Here is a 14,949-nt window from a genome sequence, read left to right on the forward strand (position 1 = left end):
CTAAAGCCCTCCTAGAATGCCCGGATTGCTCCGGGTCGTATCGGTTTCGCCGCCCTTCGACGGCTCGAATTTCAGGAACAATGTCGCAAGCGGCGGCAGATAGAGTTCTGCCTCAGCTGGCCAGTGTCGACCCTCGACCTCGTAAGCCCTGATGACACCCTGGTTTCCGGTATTGCCACCAGCATACCAACCGGCATCGGTGTTGACCCGTTCCACCCATGTGCCAGCCATGGGCATCGGCACCTTGTAATTGCTGCGCGGCACGGGCGTGAAATTGGAGATGACCAACACCGGATCCGCACCCGGCGCCTTGCGCAGCCAGGCTGTGACCGAATTGCCGTGGTCGTTGCCGATCACCCATTCAAAACCTTCAGGCTCGCAATCGCGTTCGTGCAAGGCCGGCAGGCTACGATAGGCAGCGTTGAGATCGGCCACCAGGCGCCGCATGCCCTCGTGGGCGGGAGCGTCGAGTAGCCACCAATCAAGCGAATGGGCTTCCGACCACTCTTCGCGCTGCGCAAATTCCTGGCCCATGAAAAGGAGCTTCTTGCCCGGATGCCCCCACATAAACCCAAGATACGCGCGCAGACTGGCAAACTTCTGCCAGTCGTCACCCGGCATCTTGGTCAGGAGCGCGCCCTTGCCATGCACCACTTCATCGTGGCTGAGCGGCAGGACGAAGTTCTCGCTGAACGCATAGACCAGACCGAAGGTCATGTCGTTGTGGTGGTAGCGTCGATGGATCGACTCGCGGCTCATGTAGCGCAGCGTGTCGTTCATGAAACCCATGTTCCACTTGAAGCCAAAGCCCAGGCCGCCAGCATAGACGGGGGAACTGACGCCCGGCCAGGAGGTGGATTCCTCGGCGATCATGAAGGCGCCAGGGAAGTTGCGATAAACCTCGGAATTGACCCGCTGCAGGAAGGCGACCGCCTCAAGGTTCTGGTTGCCGCCATGCTGATTAGGAACCCACTCGCCCGGCTGGCGCGAATAGTCGAGGTAAAGCATCGAAGCTACGGCGTCGACGCGAAGCCCATCGATATGAAAGACTTCCAGCCAATAGATCGCGTTGTTTGTGAGGAATGAAGAGACTTCCTTGCGACCGAAATTGTAGATCGCCGTGTTCCAGTCAGGGTGGAAACCCTGGCGCGGATCGGCATGCTCGTAAAGCGCCGTGCCGTCGAAATTGGCGAGGCCGAAATCGTCGGTCGGAAAATGCGCCGGCACCCAATCGAGGATGACGCCGAGGCCCGCTTCATGCGCAGCGTTCACCAGCCGGGCAAAACCCGCCGGATCGCCAAATCGCGCGGTTGGCGCAAAAGCCCGGTGGGCTGATAGCCCCAGCTCGGATCGAACGGGTGCTCTGAGATCGGCATGAATTCGAGGTGCGTATAACCCATGTCCGCAGCATAGGGCACGAGCTGCTCGGCGAGCTGGTCGTAGCTCATGAAGCCGCCATCGGCGCGACGGCGCCAGGAGCCCAAGTGCACTTCGTAGATGGACATCGGGGTGCGGCGCCAATCCTTCTTGGCCCGCTCTTCCATGTACTTCTGGTCCGTCCAGATGAACGGCGTCGGATCTGGCACGACCGAAGCGTTGCGCGGACGCAATTCGGCCTGGCGCGCATATGGATCGGCCTTGAGCGGCAGCACCTGCCCGTTCGGCCCAACGATTTCATACTTATAGATCGTGCCGGTGCCGAGCACGGGGATGAACACTTCCCAGATGCCCATACGATTGCGCATCGGGTGGCGGCGGCCATCCCATTCGTTGAACGGCCCAACGACTGAAACGCGCTGCGCGTTGGGAGCCCAGACGGCGAAGTGGGTGCCGTGGATGCCCTCGAACTCCATCTCATGGGCGCCCAGCTTGTCGAAAAGCCGGAGGTGACTGCCCTCGCCAATATAATAGTCGTCCATCGGCCCAAGCACTGGCCCGAATGTATAGGGGTCGAACACGTCCCATTCGCCGCCAGCATTCTTGGCGTGGTAGCGGATGGGCTGGCGATCCTTGATCTCGACCTTGGCCTCGAAGAAGCCGGCAGGGTGACGGGGATTAGGTGGCCGAGCGGCTCGCCGTCGAGCGTAAAGGCATGCAGCGTTTCGGCATGGGGCACGAAGGCGCGGAGCACTTGAGCCCCACCCACTTCATGCAGGCCTAAAAATGCGAAAGCATTGCTGTGGCGCCCCGCCACGATGGCTTCGATTTCGCGGCCATCCGCCTGCCAGGTTTCCTTGCTTACGCTCAAGCCGACACTCCCCCAGACCGGACCAAGACGGGTACCGGCAAAAACTTACAATGCGCGGGGACTGATCTTGTTCGCTAATTTCCCCGCGCCTTGAAGATATTTATCAAGTCGTCGGCACGCCCCAGATGTCCTTGGCATATTGCCTGATCGTCCGGTCCGACGAGAAGAAACCGACATTGGCCGTGTTGCGGATCGCCATGGCATTCCAGCGCGCCCGGTCCTGCCAGAGCTTGTCGACCTTGGTCTGCGCCGCGGCATAAGCATCGAAGTCGCGCGCCACCATGAACCAGTCGTGGTCGTAAAGCCCGCCGACCAAGTCGCGATAGCGGTTGGGATCGTCCGGCGAGAACACGCCCGAAGCAATCGAGTCGAGCGCTTCCCGCAAGCGCGGCGAAGTGTCGATCGCCGACCGCGGCACTTCCGAGCGGCGGCGCTTTTCTTCCACTTCTTCCGTCGTCAGGCCGAAGATGACGATATTGTCGTCACCAACCTCGGTATGCATTTCGACATTCGCGCCGTCCATCGTGCCGATGGTGACCGCGCCATTGGCCATGAACTTCATGTTGCCGGTGCCCGAGGCCTCCATGCCGGCAGTCGAAATCTGCTCGGAGAGGTCGGCCGCCGGAACAATGACTTCGGCCAGACTGACATTGTAGTTGGGCAGGAACACCACTTTCAGAAGCCCGCGTACCGCCGGGTCATTGTTGACCACGCGCGCCACGTCGTTGATCAGCTTGATGATCAGCTTGGCGTTCCAATAGCTCGGCGCTGCCTTGCCTGCGAAAATCTTGACCCGCGGCACCCATTCACGCTCCGGATGCGCCCGGATTTCGTCGTAAAGCGTCACGGCGTGAATGATGTTGAGCAACTGCCGCTTGTATTCGTGGATGCGCTTGATCTGCACGTCGAACAGCGCGTCCGGCGACACATTGAGGTTCATCCGGTCCTTGATCAGCTTGGCGAGCCGCTGCTTGTTGGCAAGCTTGACCTCAGCGAACTGCTTTTGGAAGCCCGGATCTTCCGCATGCGGCGCGAGCAGCTTGAGCTTGTCGATATCGTCGAGAAACTCTGGCCCGATCCGCTCGGTGACGAGCTTCGTCAGCGCAGGATTGCACTGCATCAGCCACCGGCGAGGCGTGATGCCATTGGTCTTGTTGTTGATGCGGTCCGGATAAAGCTTGTGAAGGTCGGCAAAAACCGTCTGCTTCATCAGCTCGGTATGCAGCGCCGAAACGCCATTGATCGAGTGCGATCCGACAAAGGCCAGCTGGCCCATGCGCACCCGGCGCCCGCCATGCTCGTCGATCAGCGACACGGCAGCCGCCTGTTGATCGGTGAAGCCGGACTTGCTGCGCGCCTCCGCCAGGATGTCGGCATTGATCTGGTAAATGATCTGCATATGCCGCGGCAGAAGCCGCTCCAGCAGCGCGACCGGCCAGCTTTCGAGCGCCTCGGGCAGCAGCGTATGATTGGTATAGCCGAAGGTCGCTTTGCTGAGCTTCCAGGCATCGGCCCATTTGAGCCCATTGTCGTCGACGAGAATGCGCATCAGCTCGCAGATCGAGATCGCGGGATGCGTATCGTTGAGCTGGATCGCGACCTTGTCGGGCAAGGAGCCGAGATCGCCATATTGCTGGAGGTGACGGCGGACAATGTCCTGGAGCGAGGCCGAGGAGAAGAAGAATTCCTGGCGCAGGCGCAGCTCCTGCCCGGCGGCGGTTGAGTCGGCAGGATAAAGCACGCGCGTGATCGCTTCGGCTTTGGCGCTTTCTTCCAAGGCGCCGATGTGATCGCCGGAATTGAACTTGTCGAGCAGGATGGGGTCGATCGGCTGCGCGCTCCAAAGGCGCAGCGTGTTGACGCGTGCGCCACGCCAGCCAACGATTGGCGTGTCATAGGCAACCGCAAGCAGATGTTCGTTGGGCCGCCACTCCTGCCGCACTTCCCCGTCAGGATCGGTGACCGGCTCGACATGCCCGCCAAAGCCCACTTCATAGGCGCTTTCGCGGCGCTCGAACTCCCAGGGATTGCCGTGAGCGAGCCAGTCTTCCGGCAATTCCACCTGCCAGCCCTCGCTCATTTCCTGCCGGAACAAGCCATGCGCATAGCGAATGCCATAGCCATAGGCCGGGATCTTCACCGACGACATGGATTCAAGGAAACACGCAGCCAGCCGCCCGAGGCCACCATTGCCCAGCGCCGCATCGGGTTCGAGATTGATCAGCTCACCCAGATCGACATCGAGGTTCTTGAGCGCCTGGTTGAGCGGCTCCATCAGACCGACATTGCTGATCGCATCGCGCATCAGCCGGCCGATGAGGAACTCAAGGCTAAGGTAATAGACGCGCTTGTTGGAGGTGCGCCACGTCTCGCGCGAACTCTCCATCCACCGGTCCATGACGCGGTCACGCACGGCAAGGATCGTGGCCTTGAGCCAGTCATGCGGGCGGGCAACGATGGGGTCCTTGCCGACCGAATAGATCAGCCGTTCAAGTATCTCCGCCTGCAGCGCTTCAACGGTTGTGGAACGCGGCTCCGGCGTGGGGGCATCGTAGACGATCGGCTTTTGCGGCATGTCGCAATCCAAAATACATAAGCGATGTTCCCCTCAGAACGGGGGCACTCTGGCACGCAAACGTGAGAGGGAAAAGCCCCCTCCCGTCAGTTCGGTTTGCCTTCTGCCAGCACTGCAGGTTCTGGCTCTTCGGTGACCCGGACGCCGCCTTCGCGCGCTTGTTCGCGGGCATTGCTGAGCAGCAATTGACCAAGCTGGCGCCAGTCTTCGCCATTGAGCTGCATCTCGAAGCGCTGCCGGTCGCGATCACGCACGCCATCGATGACGCCCTCGATCTGCTGCTCGTCCGCGCCCAGCATGCGGATCGCTTCGCCGCCGAAGGTGATGGCAGAATCAAAAAGCTCGCGATGCTGATACTCGACCCCGGCACGGATCAGCTCAATGGCATGACCGCGATCAAAAGCACGGGCCATGACACGAGCGAGCGGAAACTCGTCGCGCAACAGTTCGGCGATGCGCGTGGTCTGCACCTTGTCGTTCGTGCAGACGAGGATCAGGTCGGCGGAGCCGGCGCCTGCGGCATGGAGGATATCGAGCCGCGTGCCATCGCCGTAATAGACCTTGAAGCCGATCTGGGCGGCAGCGCGGATCATCGAGGTGTCGTTGTCGATGATCGACACCGAATGACGCAGCGCCAGAAGCGGCTGGCTGGCAATCTGTCCGAAGCGGCCGAAGCCGATGATGAGGACACGCCCGGAAAGGCCATCGGCCTTCTCCACCCCCTCGAAGGACTGCACTTCCTTGGGCATGAACATGCGCATCGGGATGATCGCAAACGGCGTCAGCACCATCGAGATGATCACCGTGGCGGTGAAGATCGCATTGGTCGGCGCATCGATCAGCCCGGCCGAGGCGGCGGTGGTGTAAAGCACGAAGGCAAATTCACCGCCCTGCCCCATCAGCACCGCCCGCTCCAGCGCCTCGCCATGGCTGGAGCGCAAGAGCCGGGCAATGACATAGATCGCGCCCGCCTTGACCAGCATGTAGCAAACGACACTGAGCGCGATGATCTGCCAGCTCGCAGCCACCACGGCGAGATCAAGCGACATGCCCACGGCAAGGAAAAAGAGACCCAGCAGAAGACCGCGGAAAGGCTCCACGTCCGCTTCGAGCTGATGCTTGAAGGTCGATGTCGAGAGCAGCACGCCTGCCAAAAATGCGCCCATGGCCATGGAGAGCCCGCTCGCCTGGAACAGGAGCGCCGCGCCAAGCACGACCAGCAACGCCGCCGCTGTCATGACCTCCCGGACCTTGGCCTGCGCCAGAAGCGCAAAGAACGGGTTCATGATCCGGCGCCCGACAAAGATCAGCGCCAGGATGGCGCCGATTGCCGCCGCGACAGCCAGGATCCGCGTCCAAACATCCACCTCGCCGGTCGATGGCGCGAGCAGCGCCACCACCGCCAAAAGCGGTACGATAGCGAGGTCTTCGAGCAGGAGGATCGACACCATACGCTGCCCGCCCGGCGTCGTCAGCTCACCGCGCTCGCCCAGGATCTGCATGACAATGGCGGTGGAAGTCAGAACGAAACCCATGCCGAAGACGAAAGCCACGGCTGGTGCGAAACCAAGCAGCATGCCGACGCCGGTGAGGAGCGCGCCGCAGACCGCGACCTGGATCACCCCGAGCCCGAAGATTTGCTTGCGCAAGGCCCAAAGCCTGCTCGGCTCCATTTCGAGCCCGATGATGAACAAAAACAAAACGACACCGAGTTCGGCCGCAGCAAGGATCGCTGCCGGATCGCGGATCAGCCCGATGCCCGATGGCCCGAGGATCAAACCCGCTGCCAGATAGCCCAGGACCGACCCAAGTCCGAATCGCTTGAACAGCGGCACGGCAATGACGCCGGCTGCCAGAAGTGCCACGATCGGCACGAGATCCACGCCATGATGCGCGGCTTCTGCCGCATGGGAAACTACTTCGCCCGCCATCGAAACCCCAACTACGCTTCGGCGCGACACTGGTGCGGCAAGGCGCTGGCGTCAAGCAAAGGGCTCGACTGGCTTCTATGCGTCAGCTTGCCGGGTCGACGCCATCGGGTGCCGTGCCGGCGGGCGGGCTCAAGCGCTCCTGCTTGCGCTTCTGGTCCTTCTCCGGCTCAGCCTCTTCTTCCATGCGGTGCTCGCGCACGGCCTGGGCCGCATTGGCCAGAAGCTCGTCCCGGTCGCTCATTTGCCGCGTCCGATAAATGGGACGTTTCGGCTTTACCGGCTTGCCGGGCAGCACATGGGCAATCACCGACTGCGCGATCAGCAGCATCGGCACGGCTACAAGGCCGCCCACCGGTCCCCAGGCCCAGATCCAGAATGTAATCGAAAGGAAAATGACGAACGGATTGAGCGTCAGCGTCTTGCCGATGAACTGCGGCGTAAAGATTTGCCCTTCGACGAAGTTGATGCTGGCGTAGCAGATCACCGGCAGCAAAATGCGAAACAGCTCCGTTTCGGTCCCAAGTCCCACCATCAGCAACACGGTGATCATCACCGCCTGCCCGACATAGGGGATGTAGTTCAGCACCGCCGCCATCGCCCCCACAGCAGCGGCGACGGCATGCCGATAGCCCACATGGCCAGCGTCACCGCCGTGCCGACGCACAGGTTTATCATCGTCACGGAGAGCAGGAAGCGGCTGACCTTGTGCTCGACTTCGCGGAAAATATGGGCCGTGCGCCAGCGCATCCGGCGCGTCACGCACATGGAAAGGATCGACACCCGGATGTGGTCGCGCGTCGCCACGAAGAAGTAGAGGCTGGCGAGGAAGATGGCGACCTGCGCGAGGATCGCCGGCGCCAGCATGGCCATGCCGGTCATGGCGCTCCCATCCTCAACCGTCACCGACACTGCCGAATCCGAGCCCAGCACCGAGCTGAACTGCTCCTGGAAGCTCGACAGCGATTCGAGCGGCTCCTTGAGGTTGGCGATCTGCTGCTGCAGCTTCTCCCAGATCACCGGAGCCCGTGCGATCCAATCGCTGAGCGGCACGGCGAAAATTACGGCGAAGCCGGCGATGACGCTCAACAGCAGCAGCACGACCACGCCTGCCGAAAGCGCCGGGGGCACGCCCCAGCCCTCAAGACGATCGGCGACCGGCCCGAACATCAACCCGACAACGACGGCCAGCATGACTGGCGCCAAAAACACCTGCCCGGCCTGCAGCGAAACCAGTAGGACCACAAAGCCGATACCGACCAGGGCGAGCCGCGCGGCATTGCCCAGAATGCGCTCAAACTGGCTTTGCGACATGTCGGCAGAAACGGCCTTGGGCACAGGCATGGGCATAGTGATCACCGACGCAGTTACTTGCGCCGAAAACGTCTCCCACCCCCAAGTGTTCCTCCCTTACAACCTGTCGACCCAGCCGTCAGGCTTGGGTAAGCTTGGCCCGAATCCTCAAGCTTTCGGAAAGCTCCATGTCGCGCAAAATCATCATCGACACCGATCCTGGTCAGGACGATGCCGTCGCCATTCTTCTCGCCCTTGCCTCGCCTGAAGAAATAGAAGTGCTCGGCATCGTGGCAGTCGCCGGCAATGTCGGCCTTGCCCAAAACGCCATCAATGCGCGCAAGGTGGTCGAGCTTTCCGGCCGGACCGACATCCCCGTCTATGCCGGCTGCGCCCGCCCGATGCGTCGTACCCTGGTCACCGCCGAACACGTCCACGGCGACACTGGCCTCAACGGCCCCGAGCTCCCCGATCCGCAGGTCCCGCTGCAAGCCCAGCACGGCGTCGATTACATCATCGACACACTGATGAATGCCGAGCCCAAGACCGTTACCCTCTGCACGCTCGGGCCGCTGACCAACATTGCCATGGCGCTGATCAAGCAGCCCGAAATTGCCGACCGCATCCAGGAAATCGTCATGATGGGCGGGGCATATTTCGAGGTCGGCAACATCACGCCAGCTGCCGAATTCAACATCTATGTCGATCCCGAGGCCGCCAATGTGGTCATGCGCTGCGGCGCGCCGATAACTATCCAGCCGCTCGACGTCACCCACATGATCCAGTCCACCCCCGCTCGCCTCGACGCGATTAAGGCGCTCGGCAATCGCAGCGGCCAAGCGGTCTACGACATGCTGACCTTCTCGGAAGGCTTCGACCTCAAGAAATACGGGTGGATCGGCGCCCCGCTGCACGACCCCACCGTCATCGCCTACCTGCTCCAGCCCGAGCTCTTCGAAGGCCGCCACTGCAATGTCGAGATCGAAACGGCAAGCGAGCTCACCGTCGGCATGACCGTGGTCGATTACTGGCACGTCACCGATCGGCCCCGGAACGCCACCTACCTGCGCAGCGGCGATGCGGACGGCTTCTACAAGCTGCTGACCGAACGGCTGGCGCGTCTGCCCTAGGCCAGCCGCACCTCCCGCTCCACCCGGATGGCTTCGATGAACGCCCGGTCGTGACTGACCACCAGGAGCGCGCCGTTGAATGCCCGTAGACCTGCCTCGACCACCTCGATCGCTCCGATATCGAGGTGGTTGGTGGGTTCGTCCAACACCAGGAGCATGGGTGGCCGCACGCCACCCAGCACGCAAGCCAGCCCTGCCCGCAACATCTCCCCGCCGCTCAGCGTACCCACGACCTGCAGCGCCGCATCGTTGCGGAACATGAACGCAGCCAGCACCGCCCGGCAATCGTTGACCGAGCTTTCGGGATTGAGCCGGCGAAAGTTGTCTACGATCGACTGGCGGCGATCGAGCAGAGCCACCTGCTGATCGAGAAAAGCCATCGTCCCGCCGATCTGCACCGACCCGGAGCTGGGCACCAGCGATCCCGTCAGAAGCCGCAACAAGGTGGTCTTCCCCGACCCGTTCGGCCCGGTGATCGCCAGGCGCTCCGGCCCGACAATGTCGAGCGAAAAGTCTTGGATGACGGGACGCTCCGGGTCGTGACCGCCACCAACTCCCTCTGCCCGCAGCACGACCTTGCCGGCATGAACGCCGCTCGATGCCAGCTTGACCGCAAACGGCGTCAGCACTTCGATCTTGGCACGTGCTTCCCGCGCCTGCACCTCGGCCGAATCCGCCTGTTTTTCTGCGAGCCGATGAAGGCCCGCAGACGTCTCTTCCGCGCGCCGCTTCATGCCGCCCAGCAAAATCTTGGGCATGTCGCCCTTTGCCGCCTTGCGCCGGCCGCCCGCATCGCGCTTGTCCTGCCGCTCCCGCGCCTCCTGCGCAGCCCGGGCGGCATCGCGTTGCTGGCGCTCCGCAATATCGAGATCGTGCTGAGCAGCCGAAAGCTCCAGCGCCTTGCGCTCGCGATAAAAGCTCCAGTTGCCGCCATAGCTCATTGCGCCAAGCCCGGTCAGTTCGACGATGGCATCCATGGTCTCGAGCAGGGCCCGATCATGGCTGATGACGATCGCCGCACCGCGCCAGCCGGCGAGCAACTCGGCCACCTCTGCCCGTCCATCGTCGTCGAGATTGTTGGTCGGCTCATCGAGAAGGATTAGGTCCGGCGCATCGAACACCAGGGCCGCCAGCGCCACCCGTGTGCGCTGCCCGCCGGAAAGGCTCGACAGCAGCGTGTCGCCGCCGACCGGCCAACCGAGTTCTGCCAACGCTGCTTCGAACCGCGTTTGGAGCGTCCAGTCCGCATCGGCCAGTTCCTCGGCAGTGGCAGTGCCATCTAGGGCGCGTTCCAGCAACGCCAGCCCCTTGCTTACCCCGAACCGGTCTGCGACCGTCTCGTCTTCGCCCGGCCGGACTTCCTGCCGCAACACACCCATGCGGCCGGTAACGTTCACCGTACCCGCCGCAGGCGCGAGTTCGCCAGCAATCAGCCGGAACAGCGTGGTCTTGCCGACGCCATTGCGTCCGACGAGCCCGGTTCGGCCGGGACCAAAACTAAGATCGAGATTGGAAAAAAGCGTCTGGCCGTCAGGGCCGACAAAGGAAAGACGCGAAATCGTCACGGAAGCAGGCATGGAAATCCCCATTGGCAAAGCAGGTCGGCATTGCGTTAGGGGTCATTTCCATTGAGGACCGTCCGGTCGAGTTGCGATGGGCCTCAAAATAATGGGCTGAGCGCCCGCGTCAACCTCGTGCTGGAAAATCACGCGACGCTTGGCTAGTGTCCGCTGCCGCTGGAGCCGCCAAATGGACCTTTTCACCCTCGTCGCCTTTACCGTCGCCTATTCCATCGCGGTGATCGTGCCCGGTCCAGGCGTCGCAGCCGTGGTGGCACGGGCGCTGGGTGGCGGCTTTCGCGGGGCCGTGCCGATGATTTTGGGCATCCTTGCCGGCGACCTCGTCTACTTCATGTTCGCCATCTTCGGCCTCGCCGCAGTTGCGGCCGTCTTCGGGCCTGTCTTCATCGTCGTGCGTTTTGCTGGCGCTGCTTACCTCCTTTATGTCGCCTATAAATTCTGGACCGCACGTCCTGGCTCGGAGCAGATGAAGCCCAAAGGGAAGGCGCCTGGCGCACCTTCCTCGCCGGCTTTTCGCTGACGCTGGGCAATCCCAAGACCATCGTCTTCTTTCTCGCCATCCTGCCCACCGTCGTACCGCTCAACCAGATGAGCCCGATCGCCTTTGCCGAACTGACGGCCATCGTCATCGTCATGCTGCTGATCATCTGCTCGACCTATGCCTGGCTCGCTTCGGCCGCCCGCGAAATGTTCAAAAGCGACCGCGCCATCAGCCGCCTTAACAAGACCGCCGGCGCCATGATGGCCACGGCAGCGGGTCTCGTCGTCTTCCAGCATTAGGCTGGGCGTCTGGCCGCGGATTTCCACAGGCTTTTTCAAGCTGATCCACTGTCACAAAACTGAAAAGCAACCGCCATAGAAGGCCGCCACAGCCGGGGCGGATGCCGCGGCTTAACCGAAATGTTCTCTTGAACAATTTCAAATTTCAGCAACAGATATGCGCCGGACGAATACGTCCTATGCAAGATTTCAGGGAGTAAGCATGTCCAAGACCGCTTTGAGCTTGTCCGTCGGCCTCGCCGCCATGCTCGCCGCAACGCCGGCTTTCGCACAGACCGAGATTTCCTGGTGGCACGCCATGGACGCCGAACTGGGCCAGCGGCTCGAGGCGATCGCCCAGGGCTTCAACGACAGCCAGGACGAATACAAGGTTGTGCCGACCTACAAGGGCTCCTATGCCGAAACGCTGACCGCCGCCATTGCCGCCTTCCGCGCCAATGAACAGCCGGCGATCGTTCAGGTCTTCGAAGTCGGCACCGGCACCATGATGGCCGCCACCGGCGCCGTGAACCCGGTCTACCAGCTGATGGCCGATGCTGGCGAAGCCTGGGATCCGTCGGGCTTCCTCGCCCCGGTCACCGGCTACTATTCGGACACAAACGGCAACATCCTCTCGATGCCGTTCAACTCCTCGACCCCGATCATGTACTACAACAAGGACGTCTTCGAAAAAGCCGGCCTTGATCCCGAAGTCGCCCCGAAGACCTGGGCTGAGCTCGAAACCATGGGCCGCCAGATCGTTGAATCCGGCGCCGCTCCCTGCGCTTTGTCGAGCGCTTGGATCACCTGGATCCAGACCGAAAACCTCTCGGCCCTGCACGACAAGCCCTTCGGCACGCTCGAAAACGGCTTTGGCGGTCTCGGCACCGAATTCGTCTTCAACGACGAGCTGCAGGTTCGCCACTGGGACAACCTCAAGAAGTGGTCCGATGAAGGCCTCTTCCAGTATGGTGGCCCGGCCGGCGCCGCCGACGCTGCGCCCAAGTTCTACTCGCAGGAATGCGCGATCTTCATGAACTCCTCGGCAGGCCGCGCTGGTGTCATCACCAACGCAACCGACTTCGAAGTCGGTTTCGCCCCGCTCCCCTATTATGACGACGTCATCGACGAGCCGAAGAACTCGATCATCGGTGGTGCAACCCTCTGGGCGCTGAACGGCAAGGCTCCGGAAGTCTATACCGGCGTCGCCAAGTTCTTCACCTACCTCTCGAGCCCCGAAGTCCAGGCCAAGTGGCACCAGGAAACCGGCTATCTGCCGATCACCAATGCCGCCTACGAACTGGGACAGGAACAGGGCTATTACGCCGAAAATCCAGGCTCCGACATCGCCATCAACCAGATTACCCGCGGCACCCCCTCGGCCAATTCCAAGGGCATTCGCTTCGGCAACCTGACCCAGGTTCGCGCCATCGTCGACGAAGAGTTCGAAGCCCTGCTCGCCGGCTCCAAGACCGCCCAGGAAGCCCTGGATTCTGCCGTGGAACGCGGCAACCAAATCCTGCGCGACTTCGAAGCCGCCAATAGCTAAGCGCTAGCCCCACCCATCCTCCCCCGCAAGCGGGGAGGAGCCGCATCGAGTGCGGCCATTCCTTCGGATCACCCACCGGCCCACTCCTCCCCCTCCTCAAGGGGAGGCCGGGTGGGGGTCCACTTCCCGAGCCGGACGCACACATGCAAACAAAGCGCACGATCTTTCCCAACAAGCTGCTGCCCTATGTCCTTCTTCTCCCGCAGCTTGCCGTGACGCTGATCTTCTTCATCTGGCCGGCGCTTCAGGCGGTCAAATCCTCCTTCGAGCGCGAAGACCCTTTCGGCTTCAGAACCACCTTCATCTGGTTCGAAAATTACACCCGCCTTTTCGCCGATCCGAACTACGTCAATTCGCTGAGCCGCACCGCCGTCTTCGCCGTTTCGGTGACCATTCTGTCCATGTGCGTGTCGCTGCTGCTCGCCGTTGCGGTCAATCGTGTGCTCCGCACCAACCGGATCTATACGACCCTGCTGGTCTGGCCTTATGCCGTGGCGCCTGTGGTTGTCGGCATCCTTTGGTGGTTCATCTTCAACCCCACCATCGGCATCCTGCCCTATATGATGCGCGGCCTCGGCGTCGCCTGGAACCCCCGCGTCAACGGCGATCAGGCCATGATCCTCGTCATCATCGCGGCCAGCTGGAAGCAGATTTCCTACAACTTCCTGTTCTTCGTCGCCGGCCTTCAATCCGTGCCGCAGTCGCTGACCGAAGCCGCCGCCATCGATGGCGCCGGTCCCTTCAAGCGCTTCTTCACCATCGTTCTGCCGCTGCTGTCGCCAACGACCTTCTTCCTGCTCATCGTCAACATCAACTATGCCATGTTCGACACCTTCGGCATCATCGATGCGACGACTTCGGGCGGCCCCAACCAGGCCACCAACACGCTGGTCTACAAGGTCTATGCCGACGGCTTCCTCGGCCTCAATATCGGCTCTTCCGCCGCGCAATCGGTCATTCTCATGCTGATCGTCATCGCCCTCACCGCCATCCAGTTCCGCTTCATCGAGCGGCGTGTTCAGTATTGAGGAGCCGATAAATGGTCGAAAATCGCCCCTGGCTCACCTTCTTCACCCACCTGGTCCTAATCATCGGCGTCGTGATCGTGGTGTTCCCGGTCTACCTCGCCTTCATCGCTTCGACCCATTCGGGCGGCGATTTCCTGCGTGGCCTCGTGCCGCTGCTACCGGGACCCAACGCGGTCGAAAACTACTCCAAGATGCTGTTCGAAGGCATTTCCACCGCCGGCGCCCCGCCGCTCTGGATCATGCTGGCCAATTCGACGCTGATCGCCATCATCATCGCCATCGGCAAGATCATCATCTCGCTGCTCTCGGCCTATGCCATCGTCTTCTTCAAGTTTCCCTTCAGGCTCCTCGCCTTCTGGATCATCTTCATCACGCTGATGCTCCCGGTCGAAGTGCGCATCATCCCGACCTTTGCGGTGGTGGCGAACCTTGGCCTCCTCAACTCCTATCTCGGGCTCACCCTGCCCCTGATTGCCTCGGCCACCGCGACCTTCCTCTTCCGCCAGTTCTTTCTGACCGTTCCCGATGAGCTGATGGAAGCGGCACGGGTCGATGGCGCCGGCCCGATGAAGTTCTTCCGCGATATTCTCCTTCCGCTCTCGCGAACCAATATCGCCGCACTCTTCGTCATCCTCTTCATCTATGGCTGGGTGCAGTATCTGTGGCCGCTCCTCGTCACCACCGACAGCCGCTATTACACCGTCGTCATGGGCATCAAGCGGCTTGCCGCCACGGCAGATGCCGAGCCGCAATGGCATCTCGTCATGGCTGCCGTCGTGCTCGCCATGCTGCCCCCGTCCTAGTCGTCATCTTTATGCAGCGCCTGTTCGTCAAAGGCCTGGTCGAAACGGAGAAATAA

Annotated in this window: 6 protein-coding genes and 4 pseudogenes; 5 read left to right on the forward strand and 5 right to left on the reverse strand. The window is 61.8% G+C overall.

Going from position 1 to position 14,949, the window contains the following annotated elements; all coding sequences use genetic code 11:
• The 4 genes and pseudogenes from glgB to G5575_RS22235 all read right to left on the reverse strand — a co-directional run bounded on the left by glgB (window position 1) and on the right by G5575_RS22235 (window position 8,101).
• Window positions 1-2,248: pseudogene (glgB, locus tag G5575_RS10950) on the reverse strand (1,4-alpha-glucan branching protein GlgB).
• Between the two features lie 103 nt (window positions 2,249-2,351).
• The gene (locus tag G5575_RS10955; protein WP_164534343.1) at window positions 2,352-4,823 is read right to left on the reverse strand and encodes a glycogen/starch/alpha-glucan phosphorylase; all 2,472 of its coding nucleotides are present in this window, start codon (window positions 4,821-4,823) and stop codon (window positions 2,352-2,354) included.
• An 86-nt stretch (window positions 4,824-4,909) separates the two neighbouring features.
• Window positions 4,910-6,754 carry a monovalent cation:proton antiporter-2 (CPA2) family protein gene (locus G5575_RS10960; RefSeq protein WP_164534344.1) on the reverse strand — a complete coding sequence of 615 codons (1,845 nt, stop codon included), beginning with the start codon at window positions 6,752-6,754 and terminating at the stop codon, window positions 4,910-4,912.
• Window positions 6,755-6,836: 82 nt separating this feature from the next.
• Window positions 6,837-8,101: pseudogene (locus tag G5575_RS22235) on the reverse strand (AI-2E family transporter).
• Window positions 8,102-8,232: 131 nt separating this feature from the next.
• Between G5575_RS22235 and G5575_RS10975 the strand changes: the two are divergent.
• Window positions 8,233-9,174: a nucleoside hydrolase gene (locus tag G5575_RS10975; RefSeq protein ID WP_164534347.1), complete on the forward strand. Its 942-nt coding sequence runs from the start codon at window positions 8,233-8,235 to the stop codon at window positions 9,172-9,174.
• Here the strand turns inward: G5575_RS10975 and G5575_RS10980 are convergent.
• On the reverse strand, window positions 9,171-10,751 hold the full coding sequence (locus tag G5575_RS10980; protein WP_164534348.1) for an ABC-F family ATP-binding cassette domain-containing protein: 1,581 nt from the start codon (window positions 10,749-10,751) through the stop codon (window positions 9,171-9,173). The genes G5575_RS10975 and G5575_RS10980 overlap by 4 nt on opposite strands.
• A 172-nt stretch (window positions 10,752-10,923) precedes the next feature.
• Here G5575_RS10980 and G5575_RS20410 point away from each other — a divergent pair.
• From G5575_RS20410 to ugpE, 4 genes and pseudogenes are all read left to right on the forward strand, one after another.
• Window positions 10,924-11,534: pseudogene (locus G5575_RS20410) on the forward strand (LysE family translocator).
• Window positions 11,535-11,736: 202 nt separating this feature from the next.
• A complete protein-coding gene (ugpB, locus tag G5575_RS10995) occupies window positions 11,737-13,062 on the forward strand; it encodes a sn-glycerol-3-phosphate ABC transporter substrate-binding protein UgpB (protein ID WP_164534350.1) in 1,326 nt (441 codons plus the stop codon).
• A gap of 143 nt (window positions 13,063-13,205) precedes the next feature.
• Window positions 13,206-14,090, forward strand: coding sequence for a sn-glycerol-3-phosphate ABC transporter permease UgpA (gene ugpA, locus G5575_RS11000; RefSeq protein WP_164534351.1), 885 nt, complete (start codon window positions 13,206-13,208; stop codon window positions 14,088-14,090).
• Window positions 14,091-14,101: 11 nt separating this feature from the next.
• Window positions 14,102-14,949: pseudogene (ugpE, locus tag G5575_RS11005) on the forward strand (sn-glycerol-3-phosphate ABC transporter permease UgpE).

Source organism: Devosia aurantiaca, from assembly GCF_011058215.1.
GTDB classification, from domain to species: domain Bacteria; phylum Pseudomonadota; class Alphaproteobacteria; order Rhizobiales; family Devosiaceae; genus Devosia; species Devosia aurantiaca.

Excerpts from the sequence above, each read along its gene's own strand:
- G5575_RS10955 (WP_164534343.1), bottom strand. The coding sequence starts at position 4,823 with ATGCCGCAAAAGCCGATCGTCTACGATGCCCCCACGCCGGAGCCGCGT.
- G5575_RS10960 (WP_164534344.1), bottom strand. The coding sequence starts at position 6,754 with ATGGCGGGCGAAGTAGTTTCCCATGCGGCAGAAGCCGCGCATCATGGC.
- G5575_RS10975 (WP_164534347.1), top strand. The coding sequence starts at position 8,233 with ATGTCGCGCAAAATCATCATCGACACCGATCCTGGTCAGGACGATGCC.
- G5575_RS10980 (WP_164534348.1), bottom strand. The coding sequence starts at position 10,751 with ATGCCTGCTTCCGTGACGATTTCGCGTCTTTCCTTTGTCGGCCCTGAC.
- ugpB (WP_164534350.1), top strand. The coding sequence starts at position 11,737 with ATGTCCAAGACCGCTTTGAGCTTGTCCGTCGGCCTCGCCGCCATGCTC.
- ugpA (WP_164534351.1), top strand. The coding sequence starts at position 13,206 with ATGCAAACAAAGCGCACGATCTTTCCCAACAAGCTGCTGCCCTATGTC.